Genomic DNA, 19,084 nt, shown 5'->3' with positions numbered 1-19,084 from the left:
GCCGCCCCTGAGGTGCCTCGCCCGATCGAGGCAGGCGTGTCGCCGGTCGGCCCGCGGTGGTCCCGGAGGGCTTCGCCGCCAGGCGCGCGCGATGTTCCCGCGCGGGTCCGAACCCCCGAGCCACGTCCCGGCGCCCAGGCCGCGTCCGAGTGTTCAGAACACGTCCGGGCGCTCAGGCCACGGAGGCGGCGCCCGTCCCCTCCTCGGACGTCGCCGTGCCGACCGGGCCGCCGGCGTCGAGGGCCTCGCGCACTCCGGCGGCCACCGTCGGGTGCACCGGCAGCGCGAGGTGGCCGATGCCGCTCACCCGTACGTTGTGCACGAGCAGGTCGGGATGGTCGAGACGGGCGGTCTCCACCGGAACCATCACCTGGTCGAGATCGCTCCAGAAGCTCACCAGCCGGGTGCGGCAGCCGCCAGCGGGGCCGGCGAGCTCCCGCAGGACCTCCGACCCCGGGCGCATTTGCCGGACCAGCGGATGGGCGTCCGCGAGCGGGGCCACCGTGGTGCCCGCGTGCGGCGTGCCGAGCGTGACCAGGGTGCGCACCCGACTGTCGCCGCCCAGGCGCTGCACGTAGTAGCGGGCGATCAGTCCCCCCAGGCTGTGCCCGACGACATCGACCTCGGCGTGCCCGGTGCGGGCGCTGATCTCGTCCACCCGGCGGCCGAGCAGCTCTGCGGCGGCCCGCAGGTCGCAGGTGAGCGGAGAGTAGTTGAGCGACTCGATGTGGTCACGGCCGTGTCGGGCGAGGGAGCGTCGCAGCAGGACGAAGACCGATCTGTTGTCGACGAAGCCGTGCAGGAGGACGACCGGGCGTCTGCCCCCGCCGACCGAGGTCGGGGCGGGGGAGAGGCGCTCGGCGACGATCCCGGAGGGGTAGAGGACGAGATGGCCGGTGAGGATCGCGACTTCCAGCGCGGTGGCCTTCATCAGGGCGGTGACTTTGCCGAGCTCCATGGCCGGCCTCCCGAACGGCACGCGGGGCCGAACGGTACGCCGGTCCACCGCGGCCCGGTGCCGCACGGACGGCGGCACCGAGCCGCGGCGACCTCGTCGCGGCTCCCTTCGCGACCGGCCCCGCTTGCGGCTGGTGGGCCCAGGAGGAGGGCCCGAAAGCGGGGACGACGCAGAGCGAACATGTCCCACCGTGTGATTTCCCCCTCGCGGGCCGTCGCGAAACGGCCGGTTGCGGGATGCTGGGGACAACGTTCGTTCACCTCCCCGGCAAAGAGGCGCGGGGTCGCATGTGGAGGCAGTCATGGGTGTGAGCGGTCCGATCCGCGTGGTGGTCGCCAAGCCTGGTCTCGACGGTCACGATCGCGGTGCCAAGGTGATCGCGCGGGCACTCCGCGACGCCGGCATGGAGGTCATCTACACCGGCCTCCACCAGACGCCCGAGCAGATCGTCGACACCGCGATCCAGGAGGACGCCGATGCGATCGGCCTCTCGATCCTCTCCGGAGCGCACAACACGTTGTTCGTGAAGGTCCTGGAGCTCCTCAAGGACCGTGACGCCGAGGACATCAAGGTCTTCGGCGGCGGCATCATCCCCGAGGCGGACATCGCGCCGCTCAAGGAGAAGGGCGTGGCGGAGATCTTCACGCCGGGTGCGACGACCGCGGCGATCGTCGACTGGGTGAACGCGAACGTCCGCGCCGCCGCCTAGCGCTCCGGACCGGAACGGACGCCGACGGGCCCCTCCGGCCGCGGTGCCGGTCCGCTCTCCCCGGCCGGTTCCGTCGCTTCGAGCTCGGCCTGCATCGTCGCGCGCAGCCGGAGGGTGGAGACCAAGCGCTGGAAGGCCTCCGCCCAGTAGTCCCCGGCGCCGGGAGCACGGTTCTCCGCCTCGTCGGACCGTGCCGTCAGGAACTCCAGTTGCTGCGCCGCCTCGGGGGCGAGACAGCGTTCCGCCAGCCCCATCACCCCGCTGAAGCTCCACGGATAGCTCCCCGCCTCCCGTGCGATGTCGAGGGCGTCGATCACCGCCGAACCGAGCGGCTCCGCCCACGGCACGGCACAGACGCCGAGCAGCTGGAAGGCCTCCGACAAACCGTGGGCCGCGACGAACGAGGCGACCCAACGGGCCCGTTCCTCCACCGGGAGCGTCGAGAGCAGTTGGGCGCGCTCGCCCAGGGAGGAGGTGCCGGGCCCGGTCGCCGGGGGCGTCGCCGGTGAACCGAGCAGTGCGCGCGACCAGTGGGGGTCCCGCTGCCGTACGGCGGCCCGGCACCAGGCCGCGTGCAGTTCGCCCTCCCAATCGTCGGCGACCGGCAGCGCCACGATCTCCTCCGGGGTGCGCCCCCCGAACCTGGGCGACCAGGACGGCAACGGTGCCGCCTCGACGAGTTGGCCCAGCCACCAGGAACGCTCGCCCCGCCCCGCCGGGGGCGTCGCCACCATGCCGTCCCGCTGCATCGCGGCGTCACACTCGTGCGGCGCCTCGACGACGATCGTCGGTGTGGGGGCCGTCCGGTCCAGGCCGACACAGGACGCGGCCCGGCCTGCGATCCGTGCCGCGAAGGCCGAGGACGGCAGTGCGGAGAGCAGTTCGGCGGCGACGGCCCGGACGTTGCGGCTGCGGTCGGCGAGGGCCGCCTCCAGGAACTCCTCGTCGGCGACGGAGAGTCCGGTGCGCAGCGAATCCACGAACATCAGCCGGTCCTCCGCCCGCTCGGCGGACCAGGTGGACGCGAGGAGGGCGAGGCCGGCCGCCGGGTCCTCGGTCCGCACGGCGCACACCAGGGCGACCCGCTCGGCGAACAGGCCCTCGTCCCACAGGGCGCGGACCCCCTCCGAGTCCTTCAGGGAGGGAAGCCTGCCGCCCGCACCGCGGAGGGCGAACCTCCACTCGGGGTTGAGCCGGGCCAGCCACAGGCCGCGCGGCCCGGCCAACCGAAGGGCCTGGGGCCGGAGATCGGTGCGGGCCCGGGCCGCGTCGAGCAACGCGGGCAGGGCGGCCGACGGCGCCTTGTACCCGTGCACATTGGCGAGGGTCAGCCACGAGGGGAGCAGCTCGGCGAGGTCGGGGGCGGCCCCGCGCCGTCCGGCGGGCGAGGGTGCGACCCGGCCGGCCAGGAGTTGGTCGAGACGGGTCCGAGCCGCCGGGGGCAGCGACGTGCGCGGATCCTCCGGCGCGGGGTCCGGCGGGGACACGGCGGCTCCGGGACGCAGCCCCGCCCTGCGCCGTACGGTGTGCAGCGCGGCGGCGTCGAGCAGCGCGCCCGGCAGGTCCCGGGCGATCGCCCCGTCCACGAGTCCGGCGGGGGGCCGCCGGTCCGTCCCGAGCAGCGCCGAGGTGAGGAGTTCCTCCCAGAGCCGGGCGGATTCGTCCGCGTCCCCGCTGCCGAGGGCGGTGGGGCCGTCGGCCCCCGTCGGTCGTCGGACGGCGCCGCCGTCGACGCCGTCCGAAGCTCCGGCGTCGAGGGACGTGCCGGCCCGGTGGGGCTCCTGCCCGTCGTGGACGCCCGCGGAGGAGGTGACACGGCGCGTGCCGTCGCCCGGTGCCGGACCCGCCGTCGAGACGGCCGTGGGAGGAGCGGAGGCGGAGGTGACGGCTGCGGAAGGGACGGGAGCGGTGGTGTCCATCGGGCTCCTCCGTGGGATCGGCGGGCGGTGACCGGGCCTCATACGAGGGGGACCGTCTCGCCCGGGGCTTCCGGAGACCAGGCGGCGAGCGGGGCGAACCCCCGGTGCCCGCACTCTCCGAAGACGGTCACCGGGCCACCGCCGGACAGGGCGAGCAAGCGCCAGAGGCCCGGGCGGGACTGGGCGACGGACGTCAGGGGCAAGGCCTCGCGACCGTCGGCGTCGGCGAGTTGCCAGCCGTACGCGGCGCGCGCCGGTACGACCCCGCCCAGCGTCACCGGCCAGGAGTCCAGCCACGGGTCCTCGCCCAGCGCCCGGCCGTACGCGTCGAGCGCCGCGCCGACCGGTCCGGCCTGCGGCGGGGCCGCGGGCCCGGGGACCGGGACGAACCGCTCGCCCGGCTCCGCCCGCAACTGGCCGGAGCCCGTGTGCGGGGTCAGTTCGCCGTCGAGCAGCGTGCCCACGGGGAAGGAGAGCCGGGGAGCCCGGCCCGCCGCCCCGAAGGAGAGCAGGAGCGCGGTGCGTTCGCTGGTCGTGCCGTGCAGCCAGATCCGCCGGGTGGTCAGTCGGGCGTCGGACGTGTCGTACTGGGCGAGGACCGACCAGTGGTCGTGCACCGGGACGCCGTCGGCCGGGGCGCTGAGGCCCACCCGGGTCCGTACGGTCGCGGCGAACGGGCCGGGTAGTCGGTCGGCGGCCAGCCAGGCCCGGTTGAGGAGGTGGGTCAGCGCGCACTCCTCCAGGAGCCGCACCGGCCAACCGGGCCCCGAGCCCGGTATCGCGCCCAGTTCCCGGACCCGGGCGGCCAGCCCCGGTGCCTGGGCGTCGACCATGCGGGCCGCCGTCTCCTCCCACGGGGCGTGCCCCGCCTGCTCGGTCGACGCCAGGCCACCGCGCAGCAGGTCGGCGAGCCGCTGCTCCAACTCCCGTGCGCCCGAGGTGATCAGGGTGGCCCGACGCTCGGCCCTCCGGCGCGCCGCCCCGGGGTCCGCAATCGCCCTTCTCGGGACGGGCCCGGTCCGGTGCCCGGCGCCCGCAGTCCGGCCGCGCCGCTCCGCGAGCCACCGGACGGCCCAGTCGGGCGCGGCGGAGCCCTCGCGCGCCACGCCCTCCGCCGCCCGGAGCAGCAGCAGGCCCAGCGCGTGTTCGCACGGGAACTCCCGGCTCGGACACGTACAGGAGTGTGCCGGCCCCGTGGTGTCGACCACCGTCCGGTACGGCGTGCTTCCGCTGCCCCCGCACAGCCCCCAGACGGCGCCGTCGCCGCACCCCGTCCCCGACCAGGAACCGGTCGTGCCGAGCTTGCTCCCCGCTCTGCGCGAGACGTCGTCAGGAGCCAGTGCCAGCACCTGTTCGGCCGTCCAACGCACCCCCGTGGCATTCATGTCACCGACGGTAGGGGGTGCCACTGACACTGCCGCCGGCACGCGGGTTCCGGTGGTCCGAGCGCGGGACGATCCTTTGCGTCGGGAGCGTCGGGAGCGTCGGGAGCGTCGGGAGCGTCGGAAGCGCTGGGTGCCGAATGCCCTCGCCCGCTCTCCCACCCTGCCCGACCAGCGGGGACGTCCGGTTGTCAGTGCCGTGGTGCACGGTGGATCGCACAGCAGGTCGAACGATCTGGAGGGGGACCCATGCCCGTGCCCGAAACCATCGCGCAGTCCGGTTCCGGTGTCGAGACGGACACCGGACCGGAACGGCCGGCGACCGCCGCCGAGGTCATCAGGCCGCACGCGGAGCACGCCTTCGCCCGTGAACTCGCGGCCCTCGCCGCCGTGGACGACCGACCGCGTCCCGCCCGCTGGCGGCTCTCCCCCCGGGCCGTCGCCACCTACCTCCTCGGCGGCACGCTCCCCGACGGGACCGTGGTCACGCCCAAGTACATCGGGCCGCGCCGCATCGTCGAAGTCGCCGTCAGCACGCTCGCCACCGATCGGGCCCTGCTCCTGCTCGGCGTCCCCGGCACGGCCAAGACCTGGGTCTCCGAACACCTCGCCGCCGCCGTCAGCGGCGATTCCACGCTCCTGGTCCAAGGCACCGCCGGCACGCCCGAAGAAGCCATCCGGTACGGCTGGAACTACGCCCAACTCCTCGCCCAGGGGCCCAGCGCGGACGCCCTGGTCCCCAGCCCCGTCATGCGCGCGATGTCACAGGGCCAGACCGCCCGGGTCGAGGAGCTCACCCGCATCCCCGCCGACGTGCAGGACACGCTCATCACGATCCTGTCCGAGAAGACCCTTCCCGTCCCCGAGTTGGGCCGGGAGGTGCAGGCCGTCCCCGGCTTCAACCTCATCGCCACCGCCAACGACCGCGACCGGGGCGTCAACGAACTCTCCAGCGCACTCCGCCGCCGCTTCAACACGGTCGTGCTCCCGCTGCCCGCGACGCCCGAGGCCGAGGTCGACATCGTCACCCGCCGCGTCGAGCAGCTCGGGCGCTCCCTGGCCCTGCCCGCCCTGTCCGACGGGGCGGACGAGATCCACCGCGTCGTCACCGTGTTCCGCGAGCTGCGGGACGGGGTCACCGCCGACGGCCGGACGAGGGTCAAGTCCCCCTCGGGGACGCTCTCCACGGCCGAAGCGATCTCCGTGGTCACGGGCGGGCTGGCCCTCGCCGCCCACTTCGGCGACGGCACCCTGCGTCCCGGCGACATCGCGGCCGGCATCCTCGGCGCGGTCATCCGCGACCCCGCTGCCGACCGGGTCGTCTGGCAGGAGTACCTGGAGACGGTCATCAGGGAGAGGGACGGCTGGAAGGACTTCTACCGTGCGTGCCGCGAGGCGAGCGCATGACGACGGCGTCCACGGCACCGACCCGCGGCATGACGCCCCGCCCCGCCGCCGACCGTGCCGCCGATCGCGCACCGGCCATCCGGTCCGGCTCCACCGGCGGTGCGCCGGGCGGCGCACCCGCCGCACCGCCGGCATCCGGTGCCCGCCCCGCGGGTCCGCCGGACCTCCCCGGTCGGACCGGGCACGGAAGGGGGCGCGGCGGGCCCCTCTTGCTGGGGGTCCGGCACCACGGTCCCGGGTCCGCGCGGGGCGTGCGCGCCGCGCTGGAAGCGGAGGCGCCTGCCGCGGTGCTCATCGAGGGGCCGGCCGAGGCGGACGCGCTCGTGGCGCTCGCCGGGGAACCGGACATGCGCCCACCGGTCGCACTGCTCGCCCACGCCGTGGACGACCCGGGACGGGCCGCGTTCTGGCCGATGGCCGAGTTCTCGCCCGAGTGGGTCGCGCTGCGTTGGGCGCTCGACCGCGGCGCCGTCGTCCGCTTCGTCGACCTGCCCGCCGCACACACCCTTGTCGCGGCCGATCCCGCCCGGAGCCGGGCGGAAGGCGGGGAGGCCGTCGGCAGCCTGCGGATCGACCCCGTTGCCGAACTGGCCTCGGCCGCCGGATACGAGGACGCCGAGCGTTGGTGGGAGGACGTCATCGAACTGCGCGGTGACGGCGATCCCACCGCCGCCTTCGAAGCCCTCGCCGAGGCCATGGGAGCCCTGCGCGAGGCGTACGGGCACGGCGGCCACCCCCGGGATCCGGTCCGCGAGGCGTACATGCGGCTCCAGTTGCGCGCCGCCCGGAAGGAGTTCGGTGACTCCGTCGCCGTCGTCTGCGGCGCCTGGCACGTGCCCGCGCTCACCCGCAGGACCACCGTCGCCGCAGACAAGGCGCTCCTCAAGGGGCTGCCCAAGGCGAAGGTCGAGCTGACCTGGGTGCCCTGGACCCACCGCAGGCTCGCCCGGCACTCCGGCTACGGCGCCGGGATCGACGCGCCCGGCTGGTACGGGCACCTCTTCGCCGCCCCCGACCGGCCCGTGGAGCGCTGGATGACCAAGGCCGCCGGACTCCTCAGGGCCGAGGACCGCCCCGTCTCCTCCGCCGACGTGATCGAGGCGGTGCGGCTCGCCGGGGCCCTCGCCGCCCTGCGGGACCGTCCGCTCCCCGGCCTCGAAGAGACGACGGACGCCATCCGCGCCGTGCTCTGCGAGGGTTCCGACGTCCTGCTCGACCTGGTCCGTGACCGCCTCGTCGTCGGGGAGGTCCTCGGCGAGGTGCCGGCCGCCGCCCCTGCGGTGCCCCTCCAGCGCGACCTGGCCCGCCGGCAGCGAACCCTGCGCCTCAAGCCCGAGCCGCAGGAGCGCGAGCTGGGGCTCGACCTCCGAAAGGACGGCGACGCCGAGCGCAGCAGGCTGCTGCACCGACTCCGACTGCTCGACGTCCATTGGGGCGAACCGGTCGCCGGACGTGCGGGAACGGGCACCTTCCGGGAGAACTGGCGGCTGCGCTGGGACCCGGAACTGTACGTCCGCCTCGCCGAGGCCGGGGTCTGGGGCACCACCGTCGAGGCCGCCGCCACCGCGAAGGTCGAGTTCCGTGCCCGGGCCGCGACCCTCCTCGGCGAGGTCACCGCACTCGCGGAGGACTGCCTCCTCGCCGGGCTCGCCGAAGCGCTCCCGACCGTCATGCGGGCGCTCGCCGACCGCGCCGCGCTCGACGCCGACGTCGCCCACCTCGCCCACGCCCTCCCGGCCCTGGCGCGGTCCCTGCGCTACGGCGACGTCCGGGGCACCGACACGGCGGCCCTCGCCGAGGTGGCCGTCGGGCTTGCCGAGCGGATCTGCATCGGACTGCCGCCCTCCTGCACCGGACTCGACGCCGATGCCGCCGAGCAGATGAGGGACCGGCTCGATGCCGTCCACACGGCGATCGCCCTCCTCCCGGCCCGTCCCGCCCGACGCGACGGGCCGGACGCACCGGCCCGTCCCGCCCCGCCCGCGGGGCCGGAGTCCCCGGACCGGCCGGTCGAGCCCCACGCGCCCGGCCGGTCCGGGACGGGCGACGGCCCGATGCCTCCTGGTGCTGCCGACCCCACCGGGCCGGAGGACACCCCCGACGGTTCCGCTCGGCCCGACGGCTCCGACCGGCCCGGCGTGGCCGGTGGCCCCGGCCGTCCCCGTGGCCCCCTCGTCCCCGGCGACCCCGTCCGCCCTGCCGGTGGGCTCGTCGCGCGGTGGGGCGCGACCCTGCTGCGGCTCGCCCGGGGCGAGCGGATACCGGGGGTCCTCCGGGGACGCGCCGCACGACTGCTGCTCGACGGGGGGCGGATCGACGGTGCGGAGCTCGGTCCGCTCATGGACCGGGTCCTGTCCCCGGGCACCCCGCCGGCCGACGCCGCCGCCTGGCTCGACGGCTTCCTCGGCGGGAGCTCCGGGGGTGGACTGCTGCTCGTGCACGACCCGCGACTCTTCGGTCTGGTCGACGCCTGGCTGACCGGGGTGCCGGACGGGGCGTTCCCCGCTGTCCTGCCGCTGCTGCGGCGCACCTTCTCCGGGTACGAGCCGGGGGTGCGCCGCACCCTCGGGGAGTTGGCCGCCCGGGGGCCCCGCCCCGCCGCTCCCGGCCCTGCCGCCCCCGCCGCTCCCGGCTTCGCCCCCGTCCTCGATCGCGACCGGGCGGACGCCGTGCTGCCGCTCCTGCACCTGATCCTCGGAACGGAGTCCTTCGCATGACCACTGCCGAAGACGAGCGGATGCGGCGCTGGCGGCTGGTCCTGGGCGGCGGGGACGCCGACGGCACCGGCCGGACGCCCACCGGAACCGACTCCGCCATGGACCGGGCCCTCACCGCGCTCTACGACCACAAGGGGCGGGGCGGCGACCGCTCGGCCGGGCTCGGCGCCTCGGCACCCTCCGTGGCCCGCTGGCTCGGGGACGTCCGCAGGTACTTCCCCGGCTCCGTCGTCCAGGTGATGCAGCGCGATGCGATCGACCGGCTCGGGCTCGACGCCCTCCTCCTGGAGCCGGAGATGCTGGAGGCGGTCGAGGCGGACGTGCACCTGGTCGGCACCCTGCTCGCCCTGAACAAGGCGATGCCCGAGACGACCAGGGAGACCGCGCGGACCGTCGTGCGCAAGGTCGTCGACGATCTGGAGCGACGCCTCGCCGGCCGTACCCGCACCGCACTGACCGGGGCGCTCGACCGTTCGGCCCGGATCGGCCGGCCCCGCCACCGGGACATCGACTGGGACCGGACGATCCGCGCCAACCTCAAGAACTACCTGCCCGAGCACCGCACGGTCGTCCCCGAGCGCCTCGTCGGCCACGGGCGCGCTTCCCGGGGGATCAGGAAGGAGGTGGTGCTCTGCATCGACCAGTCGGGCTCCATGGCCGCCTCCGTCGTGTACGCCTCCGTCTTCGGAGCGGTCCTCGCCTCCATGCGGTCGCTCGCCACCCGATTGGTCGTCTTCGACACCGCCGTCGTCGACCTCACCGACCACCTCGACGATCCGGTCGACGTGCTGTTCGGCACCCGGCTCGGCGGCGGCACCGACATCAACCGTGCCCTCGCCCACTGCCAGTCGAGGATCACCCGCCCCGCCGACACGGTCCTCGTCCTCGTCAGCGACCTGTACGAGGGGGGCATCCGGGACGAGATGGCGCAGCGGGTCGCGGCCCTGAAGGCCTCCGGGGTGCAGCTCGTGGTGCTCCTCGCGCTCTCCGACGAGGGCGCCCCCGCGTACGACCGGGAGCATGCGGCGACGCTCGCCGCGCTCGGCGTTCCCGCCTTCGCCTGCACCCCCGACCACTTCCCGGAGGTCATGGCGGCGGCCCTGGAGAAGCGCCCGCTGCCGGTGCCCGAGGCCTGACCCCCGCCCGACCGGCGGTACGGGGCGGTGCGGAATCCGTCGCTGCGGGACCACCCGCACGGGTGCCGGTGGTTCGACTGAGGTCCATATCACATCCGCCGCCGTGGGACCCTCAGGATCGGGCCGGGCGCGTCGTGAGGGGGCGGGAGGCCAGTCCCCGCCTGCTGGAAGGGGGTCCGGGTCGTGCTCTGCCGCCCCTACGGACCGCCCGTCCGCCCCTACGTTCTGTGACCCGTATCACCGCTCGGTTGTGACCTGCGATTTAGGGACCCACGGCCCGCGGGGATAACCTGCGAGACGGACATGCCGCGTCCACGGACTCCGTGCACGCCTCCCTTGTGACAGCGCAGTCACGTTGCCCTCCGCGGCACGCCCACGCAGACAACGAACCGCGATCATCAGAAAAGGGACGGACGCGCGTGGACCTGTTCGAGTACCAGGCGAGGGACCTCTTCGCCAAGCACGGTGTACCGGTGCTGGCCGGTGAAGTCATCGACACGCCTGAGGCGGCGCGCGAGGCCACCGAGCGTCTTGGCGGCAAGTCGGTCGTCAAGGCGCAGGTGAAGGTCGGTGGCCGAGGCAAGGCCGGCGGCGTCAAGCTGGCCGCCACCCCGGACGAGGCCGTCGCCCGTGCGACGGACATCCTCGGGATGGACATCAAGGGCCACACGGTCCACAAGGTGATGATCGCGGAGACCGCTCCGGAGATCCTCGAGGAGTACTACGTCTCGTACCTCCTCGACCGCACCAACCGCACCTTCCTGGCCATGGCCTCCGTCGCCGGTGGCATGGACATCGAGGAGGTCGCCGCGACGACCCCCGAGAAGCTCGCGAAGGTCCCGGTCGACGCCAACCACGGCGTGGACATCGAGAAGGCCCGTGAGATCGTCGCCCAGGCCCAGTTCCCGGCCGAGGTCGCCGAGAAGGTCGCCGAGGTCCTGGTGACCCTGTGGAAGACCTTCGTCGCCGAGGACGCGCTCCTCGTCGAGGTCAACCCGCTGGCCAAGGTCGCCTCCGGCGACGTCCTGGCCCTGGACGGCAAGGTGTCCCTGGACGCCAACGCCGACTTCCGCCAGCCCGAGCACGAGGCGCTCGAGGACAAGGCGGCGGCCAACCCGCTCGAGGCCGCGGCCAAGGCCAAGGGCCTCAACTACGTCAAGCTCGACGGCGAGGTCGGCATCATCGGCAACGGCGCCGGCCTGGTCATGTCGACCCTGGACGTCGTCGCGTACGCCGGTGAGAACCACGGCGGCGTGAAGCCGGCCAACTTCCTCGACATCGGCGGCGGCGCCTCCGCGGAGGTCATGGCGAACGGCCTGGAGATCATCCTGGGCGACCCGGACGTCAAGTCCGTCTTCGTCAACGTCTTCGGTGGCATCACCGCCTGTGACGAGGTCGCCAACGGCATCGTCCAGGCCCTGGAGCTCCTCGCCTCCAAGGGCGAAGAGGTCAACAAGCCGCTGGTCGTGCGCCTCGACGGCAACAACGCGGAGCTGGGTCGCAAGATCCTGTCGGACGCCAACCACCCGCTCGTGCAGCGCGTGGACACCATGGACGGCGCGGCCGACAAGGCCGCCGAGCTCGCGGCTGCGAAGTAAGGGACAGGGGAAACCACAGCCATGGCTATCTTCCTCAACAAGGACAGCAAGGTCATCGTCCAGGGCATGACCGGTGCCACGGGCATGAAGCACACCAAGCTCATGCTGGGTGACGGCACCAACATCGTCGGTGGCGTGAACCCGCGCAAGGCCGGCACCAAGGTCGACTTCGACGGCACCGAGATCCCGGTCTTCGGCACCGTCGCCGAGGCGATGAAGGAGACCGGCGCCAACGTCTCCGTCCTCTTCGTGCCGCCGGCCTTCGCCAAGGCCGCCGTCGTCGAGGCGATCGACGCCGAGATCCCGCTCGCGGTCGTCATCACCGAGGGCATCGCCGTCCACGACTCCGCCGCGTTCTACGCGTACGCGGTGGAGAAGGGCAACAAGACCCGCCTCATCGGCCCGAACTGCCCCGGTCTCATCACCCCGGGCCAGTCCAACGCCGGCATCATCCCGGGCGACATCACCAAGCCGGGTCGCATCGGCCTGGTCTCGAAGTCCGGCACGCTGACGTACCAGATGATGTACGAGCTCCGTGACATCGGCTTCTCCTCCGCCGTCGGCATCGGTGGCGACCCGGTCATCGGCACCACGCACATCGACGCCCTGGCGGCCTTCGAGGCGGACCCCGACACCGACCTGATCGTCATGATCGGCGAGATCGGCGGCGACGCCGAGGAGCGTGCGGCCGACTTCATCAAGGCCAACGTCACCAAGCCGGTCGTCGGCTACGTCGCGGGCTTCACCGCGCCCGAGGGCAAGACCATGGGCCACGCCGGCGCCATCGTCTCCGGTTCCTCCGGCACGGCCCAGGCGAAGAAGGAGGCCCTGGAGGCCGCGGGCGTCAAGGTCGGCAAGACCCCGACCGAGACGGCCAAGCTGGCGCGCGCCATCCTGGCGGGCTGAACGGGCTGACCCGCACAGCAGCCCGACGGGCCGTGCACGAGGGGCCCCGCCCCCACCCGGGAGACCGGGTGGGGGCGGGGCCCCTCCGCGTGCCGCGGCTCGCGGCCGGAGGCTATTCGGCGACCGGCACCAGGCGCTCCGGGCCGGGGTTGGGCCGGGAGCGCAGCGCGTCGCGGAGTTCCAGGTCCTCGGGGCTCAGTTTCTGCGGGCCGCCCCGCACCGGCACGCCGTTGACGGTCTCGCCGGGGGCGTTCACCGGGATGTAGCGGGTCGGTGCGGTCGCCGCCGTGAAGCCGGTGACCCCGATGAGGGCCGCCGTCACCCAGAGCACCGCACGCGTCCAGGTGCGGGTCCGGTGTTCGCTGCCGGTCCGGACCGCGCGGGCCGGCGGGAGGGTGGTCGTCGGGGCCTCGGCGACCAGCGTGCCGAGCCGTCGGTGCAGCTCCTCCGGCTCGGAGAGTTCGGGAAGCCGCCGGGCCAGGACCGTCCTGGCGTGCAGCAGTCGGTTGGCCGCGGCCGGGGTGCTGGCCTCCGTTTCGGCGGCCGTCTCCGGCAGGTCGAGCCCGAGGCCGTCGTAGAGCAGGACGGTGCGGCGGTACGGCGGGGGCAGTTCGAGGAGCGCGCCGAGCAGCGCCCGGCGGTTCGCCTCGGTCGGCGGGGCGTCCGGGTGCTTGTGGGCGCGGCGGAACCGGTGCCAGGGCGAGAGGGCGTACTCGTACGCCGCCGCCCGCACCCAGCCCACCGGGTCCGCGTCCACGGCCACCTCGGGCCAGTGCTGCCAGGCGTGGTGGAAGGCGTGCTCGACGGACTCGCGGGAGAGCCGGCGGCGTCCGGTGAGCAGGTACGTCTGGTGGACGAGGCCCGGCGCGGCGTGTGCGTACAGCGCGTCGAAGGCCTCCTCGGGGGTGAGGGCGGGGGCGGGGTCCACCGACGGGGCGGGGGTCACCGGCGGTGCGTCGGGCGCCGGGTTCGCGTCGGGCGCCGGTTTCAGGCGCTCCGACGGCTTCGAGACGCCCGGGCGGGCGGCAGGGGCGGGGGAGGAGGCCCGCATCGGCTCGGTGGTGCGCTCGGTGGTGCGCTCGGTGGCGCACCCGGCCGTGGAGGGGTGCTCCGTGCGGGTGGCCGGGGCGTCGAGGGGGGAGTCCGCCGAGGGTCGGTCCCGCTCGCGGGGCGAGTCCCGTTCCGGGGGCCGCCGTCCTGGTGGCCGTGGCTGCGTCCGGGGCTCCGCTGCCGGGGGATCGGCGGGGAGCGGGTCCTCCGGCAGCGGGGCCCCGGACGCGCCGAGCAGCTTCGCGTACGCATCGAGCTTCCGGCCCCGGGGCTCCGAGCGCCCGGTCTCCCACGACTTGACCGTGGCCTTCGTGACGCCCATGGCCTCGGCGACCTGTTCCTCGCTCAGTGCGAGGGCCTCGCGCAACCTGCGCCGCTCCTTCGGTGTCGGCAGGGCGGCGGAGGACGCGGAATCCGTGGTGCTCCGGCTCATCGGCATCGACCTCCCGCAGAGCGACTATGGGCGGAAAAGTACATAAACGTATCTTGGGCGACACAGCGGAGGTTTGCCCGTTACGCGCCATGAGCGCGTGTCGTTGGCAGCATGACCCCGTGACCCACGTGACCGAGCACCCCATGACCCAGGGCGGCCGTTCCAGGGCCCTCGCCACCGCCTGCGTCCGGGGCGCGGTCGCCGCCGGACTGGGGCTCGGTGCCCTCGCGGTCCTGGTGATCGCGGCCTGGATCAGCTCCCCGTACCCCGACAGCGGGCCCGTCGGAGCCCTGCACGTCGCCGCCGGGACCTGGCTGCTCGCCCACGGGGTGGACCTGGTCCGCACGGACACCCTGTCCGGCCTGCCCGCCCCGCTCGGCGTCATCCCCCTGCTGCTCGTGGCCCTGCCCGTCCTGCTCGTCCACCGGGTCGCCCGCGACACCCTCGATCCGGGCGGCAGCGGGGGACGACCGCGCCCCTCCCCGGGCGGCACCGTCGTCGCGGTGTCCGGGGGGTACCTGTTGGTCGCGGCTGCCGTCGTGGCCTACAGCGAGAGCGGCCCGCTGCCCGCGGACCCGGTCGCCGCCGCGTTCTGGCTCCCCGGCATCGTCACGGCCGCGGCGGGGGCGGGCGTGTGGACGGCGCTCGGCCGCCCGCTGCCCCGGCAGCGGCAGGCCCCCGCCGTTCTGCGGGCGGCAGGGCTCGGCCTGATCACCCTGTTCGGCGGCGGGGCCGTGGTCGCGGCGACCTCGCTGATCCTCCACGAGGGGCGGGCGGAGGCCTCCTTCGCGGCGCTCGCCGCGGAATGGTCCGGTCGGGTGACGGTCCTGCTCCTCATCCTGGTGCTGCTGCCGAACGCGGCCGTCTGGGGCGCCGCGTACGGTCTCGGACCCGGCCTCGCCCTCGGCACCGGGGCGCTGGCGACCCCCCTGGGCCTCGGCGGCGACCCCGCCGTGCCGCCCTTCCCGCTGTTGGCCGCACTGCCCGCCGAGGGGCGCGGCGGTTGGATCCACGGGGCGACCCTCGTGGTCCCGCTGGCCGCCGCCGTCGTCCAGGGGTGGCGCATCGGCGGTCCGGCGCGGGCCTGGAGCGCCCGGGAAACGGCCCTGGCGGCCCTCGCCGCGGCCGGGGGGTGCGGAGCGGTCGTCGCCGTCCTGGCGGGGGCCGCGGGCGGCCCGCTCGGCACCGGCCGTCTGGCCGAGTTCGGTCCGGTGTGGTGGCAGGCGGGCGCGGCGGCGGTGCTGTGGGGAGCCTGCGCGGGGGTTCCGGTGGCGTGGGGGATGCGCGCCTGGGCCTGCCGCACCCCGCGCGCCGAGCGGCCCCGGACCGTGCCGGCGGACGCGTCGCCCGCGGACCCGGCCGTCGCCCCGGGCGGGGCCGCCGGCCCGACCGCGCCTCCCGTCGGCCCGCCCGGCCCCGGGGAGGTCGCGGTGCCGAAGGCCCCGGTGCTTCCCGGAGCCGCCCCGGGGCGGGGGCCGGACGTCGACCCCTACGCCGACCCCTTCGGCGACGACCCCGGCTACGAGCCGTACGACTACCTCCCGGCGGCCTGGGAAGCCTCCCCGCCGCCGTCCTCCGTCGATCCCGGGTGACTGTCCCGGGTGACTACTCCCGCACCCCGAAGACCACGCGGAGCTGCTTCGGCAGCAGGTCGTTGCAGGCCAGCTGGCTCGCATGGGTCAGGGCGTCGTCACGGCACTCGTAGAAGTCCCGGTAGGCGAGCTGCATGCTGAAGCTCACCGCGACGACCACCAGCGCGGTGCTCGCCCCGACGAGCCCGCCGATCGCCGCCCTCCGCATCGACCGCTCCGGGCCGGCCGTCGCGGACGCCCCCTGCTCGGAGGGTCGGGGAGCGTCCGCCGGGGACCGGAACGGAGAGGGGGCCTGCGGTGCCGACTGTGACGTCGGCGACACCTCGCCGGGCGCCTTCGGCTTGGCGCGCAGCGAACTGACGGCCCAGTAGAGGCCGAGCGCGCCGAGCAGCAGGGCCAGTTCCTGGGGGCCGAAGAACGCGAAGAAGAAGCCCCACACGCCCGCGAGGACCGCGTACCGGGCCCGCCGCTGGGCCGGGTCGGTCGGATCCCAGCGCGGGCCCTGCCCGGGCCCGCGCTCCGGGCCGCCCTGGTCGCCGCCCTGCCGTTCCGGTCCGCGACCGAAGCCGTCCTGGGAGGGGCCCGGCTGGCGGGGGCTCCAGCGGCCGTCCGACGGCTCCGGCGAGTCAGGGTTCCCGGACGGATCGCCGTCCGAGCCCTCCGGTCGCCGCGGCTGCCACGGCTGATCCGGCCGGCCCTCGGGCGGCGGCGCGAACGGGTTGTTGTCGTCGGTGGACTGGCGTTCCGGCATCTGCTGAACGTCTTCCCTCTGTCGTTTCGACCACGTCCGCACCCGTGGTCTCCGCTGCTGTCTCGTCCGCTGCTCGTCTGCGTGTGCGTCCGGCGCGGACCCTGACGCTACCGCCCTGCCCCGCCCCCGTCCCGTGGGGGCCGTCCCATGTGCCGGTATCGTTGCTGACGGTCGAGCCATTCGTAGGGTTCCCCGTATCGAGGGGCACGATTCGTTCGTATGACCACACAAACACCACGGAAAGAGTGAGCCAGTGGCTGCCGCCCGCCTCGTCGTCCTGGTCTCCGGTTCCGGCACGAACCTCCAGGCCCTGCTCGACGCGATCGCCGCCGACCCCGAGGGGTACGGAGCCGAGGTCGTCGCCGTCGGCGCGGATCGGGAGGGCATCGTGGGCCTGGAGCGCGCGGAGCGGGCCGGCCTCCCCACCTTCGTCTGCAGGGTGAAGGACCACGCCACCCGCGAGGAGTGGGACCGCGCGCTGACCGAGGCCACCGCCGCGCACGAGCCGGACCTCGTGGTCTCGGCCGGCTTCATGAAGATCGTCGGCAAGGAGTTCCTCGCCCGTTTCGGTGGTCGGGTCGTCAACACCCACCCCGCCCTGCTGCCCAGCTTTCCCGGTGCCCACGGGGTGCGCGACGCCCTCGCCTACGGGGCGAAGGTCACCGGGTGCACCGTCCACTTCGTCGACGACGGCGTCGACACCGGCCCGATCATCGCCCAGGGCGTGGTCGAGGTGCGGGACGAGGACGATGAAGCCGCTCTGCACGAGCGCATCAAGGAAGTCGAGCGCTCGCTGCTCGTCGACGTCGTGGGGCGTCTCGCCCGGCACGGCTACCGCATTGAGGGACGAAAGGTTCATGTCGGTGAACACGGACACCGTTAAGCCCATCCGCCGCGCGCTGGTCAGCGTCTACGACAAGACGGGGCTCGAGGAGCTGGCCCGCGGTCTGCACGAGGCCGGTGTCGAGCTCGTCTCCACCGGCTCCACGGCCGGCAAGATCGCCGCCGCCGGGGTGCCCGTCACCAAGGTCGAGGAGCTGACCGGCTTCCCCGAGTGCCTGGACGGGCGGGTCAAGACCCTGCACCCGCGCGTGCACGCCGGCATCCTCGCCGACCTGCGCCTGGAGTCGCACCGCGCGCAGCTCGCCGAGCTCGGCGTGGAGCCGTTCGACCTGGTCGTCGTGAACCTCTACCCGTTCCGCGAGACGGTCGCCTCCGGCGCCACCCCGGACGAGTGCGTCGAGCAGATCGACATCGGCGGCCCGTCGATGGTCCGCGCCGCGGCCAAGAACCACCCGTCGGTCGCGATCGTCACCAGCCCCGAGCGGTACGCCGACGTCCTCGCCGCCGTCAAGGCGGGCGGCTTCGACCTGACCGCCCGCAAGCGGCTCGCCGCCGAGGCCTTCCAGCACACCGCCGCGTACGACGTGGCCGTGGCCTCCTGGTTCGCCGACGACTACGCGGCGGCCGACGACAGCGGCTTCCCCGACTTCCTGGGTGCCACGTACGGGCGCAAGAACGTGCTCCGCTACGGCGAGAACCCGCACCAGGGCGCCGCGCTCTACGTCGACGGCACGGGCGGCCTCGCCGAGGCCGAGCAGCTGCACGGCAAGGAGATGTCGTACAACAACTTCACGGACACCGATGCCGCGCGTCGGGCCGCGTACGACCACGCAGAGCCCTGCGTCGCGATCATCAAGCACGCCAACCCGTGCGGCATCGCGATCGGCGCCGACGTCGCCGAGGCGCACCGCAGGGCGCACGCCTGTGACCCGCTGTCCGCCTTCGGCGGGGTCATCGCCGTCAACCGCCCGGTCTCCGTCGCCATGGCCGAGCAGGTGGCCGAGATCTTCACCGAGGTCATCGTCGCCCCCGGCTACGAGGACGGTGCGGTCGAGGTCCTCGCCAAGAAGAAGAACATCCGCGTCCTGAAGGCCGAGGGCGCCCCGGCCAGCCCGGTCGAGGTCAAGCCCATCGACGGCGGTGCCCTCCTCCAGGTCACCGACCGCCTCCAGGCCGAGGGCGACGACCCGGCCCACTGGACCCTCGCGACCGGCGAGGCACTCTCCGCCGAGGAGCTCGCCGAGCTCGCCTTCGCCTGGAAGGCCTGCCGCGCGGTCAAGTCCAACGCGATCCTGCTCGCCAAGGACGGCGCCTCCGTCGGCGTCGGCATGGGACAGGTCAACCGCGTCGACTCGGCGAAGCTGGCCGTCGAGCGGGCGGGGGAGGAGCGGGCCCGCGGCTCGTACGCCGCCTCCGACGCCTTCTTCCCCTTCCCCGACGGCCTGGAGATCCTGACCGCGGCCGGCGTGAAGGCGGTCGTGCAGCCGGGCGGCTCGGTCCGCGACGAGCTGGTCGTCGAGGCCGCGAAGAACGCGGGCGTGACGATGTACTTCACGGGCACGCGCCACTTCTTCCACTGAGACACCGCTGCCACGGGGCGCGAGCCCCCGGCGCGTCGGTGACGCGGCCGGGGCGACACCCCTGACGGCTACGCATCGGGCGGGCGGCCCGCCGGTATCCACC

General features: G+C 74.5%; 14 protein-coding genes. 9 read left to right on the top strand and 5 right to left on the bottom strand.

Going from position 1 to position 19,084, the window contains the following annotated elements; translation table 11 throughout:
• Window positions 1-172: 172 nt before the first annotated feature.
• Window positions 173-958: a lipase family alpha/beta hydrolase gene (locus tag ACFW22_RS27100; RefSeq protein WP_386409316.1), complete on the bottom strand. Its 786-nt coding sequence runs from the start codon at window positions 956-958 to the stop codon at window positions 173-175.
• A gap of 301 nt (window positions 959-1,259) precedes the next feature.
• Here ACFW22_RS27100 and ACFW22_RS27095 point away from each other — a divergent pair, with 301 nt between their 5' ends.
• A complete protein-coding gene (locus tag ACFW22_RS27095; protein ID WP_386409314.1) occupies window positions 1,260-1,667 on the top strand; it encodes a cobalamin B12-binding domain-containing protein in 408 nt (135 codons plus the stop codon).
• Here ACFW22_RS27095 and ACFW22_RS27090 read toward each other — a convergent pair.
• Window positions 1,664-3,586 carry a DUF5691 domain-containing protein gene (locus ACFW22_RS27090; protein WP_386409312.1) on the bottom strand — a complete coding sequence of 641 codons (1,923 nt, stop codon included), beginning with the start codon at window positions 3,584-3,586 and terminating at the stop codon, window positions 1,664-1,666. The two genes, ACFW22_RS27095 and ACFW22_RS27090, sit on opposite strands and share 4 nt — an antisense overlap.
• Before the next feature lie 38 nt (window positions 3,587-3,624).
• A complete protein-coding gene (locus ACFW22_RS27085) occupies window positions 3,625-4,971 on the bottom strand; it encodes an SWIM zinc finger family protein (RefSeq protein ID WP_386409310.1) in 1,347 nt (448 codons plus the stop codon).
• A 246-nt stretch (window positions 4,972-5,217) separates the two neighbouring features.
• Between ACFW22_RS27085 and ACFW22_RS27080 the strand changes: the two genes are divergently transcribed.
• The 5 genes from ACFW22_RS27080 (at window position 5,218) to sucD (ending at window position 12,732) form a co-directional block, all read left to right on the top strand.
• Window positions 5,218-6,375 carry an AAA family ATPase gene (locus ACFW22_RS27080; protein WP_386409308.1) on the top strand — a complete coding sequence of 386 codons (1,158 nt, stop codon included), beginning with the start codon at window positions 5,218-5,220 and terminating at the stop codon, window positions 6,373-6,375.
• Complete coding sequence (locus tag ACFW22_RS27075) at window positions 6,372-9,092, top strand: DUF5682 family protein (RefSeq protein ID WP_386409306.1); 2,721 nt, start codon at window positions 6,372-6,374, stop codon at window positions 9,090-9,092. Before ACFW22_RS27080 ends, ACFW22_RS27075 begins: the two co-directional genes overlap by 4 nt.
• Window positions 9,089-10,228, top strand: a complete 1,140-nt coding sequence (locus ACFW22_RS27070; protein WP_386409304.1) for a VWA domain-containing protein — start codon at window positions 9,089-9,091, stop codon at window positions 10,226-10,228. Before ACFW22_RS27075 ends, ACFW22_RS27070 begins: the two co-directional genes overlap by 4 nt.
• A 419-nt stretch (window positions 10,229-10,647) precedes the next feature.
• Entirely contained in the window at window positions 10,648-11,826 is a 1,179-nt protein-coding gene (gene sucC, locus ACFW22_RS27065; RefSeq protein WP_384885475.1) for an ADP-forming succinate--CoA ligase subunit beta, read from the top strand.
• A gap of 21 nt (window positions 11,827-11,847) precedes the next feature.
• Window positions 11,848-12,732: a succinate--CoA ligase subunit alpha gene (gene sucD, locus ACFW22_RS27060; protein WP_365754731.1), complete on the top strand. Its 885-nt coding sequence runs from the start codon at window positions 11,848-11,850 to the stop codon at window positions 12,730-12,732.
• A 112-nt stretch (window positions 12,733-12,844) separates the two neighbouring features.
• Here the strand turns inward: sucD and ACFW22_RS27055 are convergent, their stop codons facing one another.
• A complete protein-coding gene (locus tag ACFW22_RS27055; RefSeq protein ID WP_386409301.1) occupies window positions 12,845-14,215 on the bottom strand; it encodes a sigma factor-like helix-turn-helix DNA-binding protein in 1,371 nt (456 codons plus the stop codon).
• Between the two features lie 119 nt (window positions 14,216-14,334).
• Between ACFW22_RS27055 and ACFW22_RS27050 the strand changes: the two genes are divergently transcribed.
• Complete coding sequence (locus ACFW22_RS27050) at window positions 14,335-15,807, top strand: DUF6350 family protein (RefSeq protein ID WP_386409299.1); 1,473 nt, start codon at window positions 14,335-14,337, stop codon at window positions 15,805-15,807.
• A 13-nt stretch (window positions 15,808-15,820) separates the two neighbouring features.
• Here ACFW22_RS27050 and ACFW22_RS27045 read toward each other — a convergent pair whose 3' ends face one another.
• A complete protein-coding gene (locus ACFW22_RS27045) occupies window positions 15,821-16,558 on the bottom strand; it encodes a hypothetical protein (RefSeq protein WP_386409297.1) in 738 nt (245 codons plus the stop codon).
• A 253-nt stretch (window positions 16,559-16,811) separates the two neighbouring features.
• On the opposite strand from ACFW22_RS27045, the gene purN reads away from it, so the two are divergent.
• Window positions 16,812-17,441 carry a phosphoribosylglycinamide formyltransferase gene (gene purN, locus ACFW22_RS27040; protein ID WP_386409295.1) on the top strand — a complete coding sequence of 210 codons (630 nt, stop codon included), beginning with the start codon at window positions 16,812-16,814 and terminating at the stop codon, window positions 17,439-17,441.
• Window positions 17,416-18,981, top strand: a complete 1,566-nt coding sequence (gene purH / locus ACFW22_RS27035) for a bifunctional phosphoribosylaminoimidazolecarboxamide formyltransferase/IMP cyclohydrolase (protein WP_386409293.1) — start codon at window positions 17,416-17,418, stop codon at window positions 18,979-18,981. Before purN ends, purH begins: the two co-directional genes overlap by 26 nt.
• Window positions 18,982-19,084: the final 103 nt, after the last annotated feature.

Source organism: Streptomyces sp. NPDC058872, from assembly GCF_042743065.1.
GTDB lineage: Bacteria > Actinomycetota > Actinomycetes > Streptomycetales > Streptomycetaceae > Streptomyces.
This window is presented reverse-complemented; position numbering and strand designations above follow the sequence as displayed.

Bases quoted from the DNA above. Each gene is read 5' to 3' on its own strand.
- ACFW22_RS27080 (WP_386409308.1), top strand. From the start codon at position 5,218: ATGCCCGTGCCCGAAACCATCGCGCAGTCCGGTTCCGGTGTCGAGACG.
- ACFW22_RS27100 (WP_386409316.1), bottom strand. From the start codon at position 958: ATGGAGCTCGGCAAAGTCACCGCCCTGATGAAGGCCACCGCGCTGGAA.
- ACFW22_RS27055 (WP_386409301.1), bottom strand. From the start codon at position 14,215: ATGAGCCGGAGCACCACGGATTCCGCGTCCTCCGCCGCCCTGCCGACA.
- ACFW22_RS27090 (WP_386409312.1), bottom strand. From the start codon at position 3,586: ATGGACACCACCGCTCCCGTCCCTTCCGCAGCCGTCACCTCCGCCTCC.
- ACFW22_RS27045 (WP_386409297.1), bottom strand. From the start codon at position 16,558: ATGCCGGAACGCCAGTCCACCGACGACAACAACCCGTTCGCGCCGCCG.
- ACFW22_RS27085 (WP_386409310.1), bottom strand. From the start codon at position 4,971: ATGAATGCCACGGGGGTGCGTTGGACGGCCGAACAGGTGCTGGCACTG.
- ACFW22_RS27070 (WP_386409304.1), top strand. From the start codon at position 9,089: ATGACCACTGCCGAAGACGAGCGGATGCGGCGCTGGCGGCTGGTCCTG.
- ACFW22_RS27075 (WP_386409306.1), top strand. From the start codon at position 6,372: ATGACGACGGCGTCCACGGCACCGACCCGCGGCATGACGCCCCGCCCC.
- sucD (WP_365754731.1), top strand. From the start codon at position 11,848: ATGGCTATCTTCCTCAACAAGGACAGCAAGGTCATCGTCCAGGGCATG.
- purH (WP_386409293.1), top strand. From the start codon at position 17,416: ATGTCGGTGAACACGGACACCGTTAAGCCCATCCGCCGCGCGCTGGTC.
- ACFW22_RS27095 (WP_386409314.1), top strand. From the start codon at position 1,260: ATGGGTGTGAGCGGTCCGATCCGCGTGGTGGTCGCCAAGCCTGGTCTC.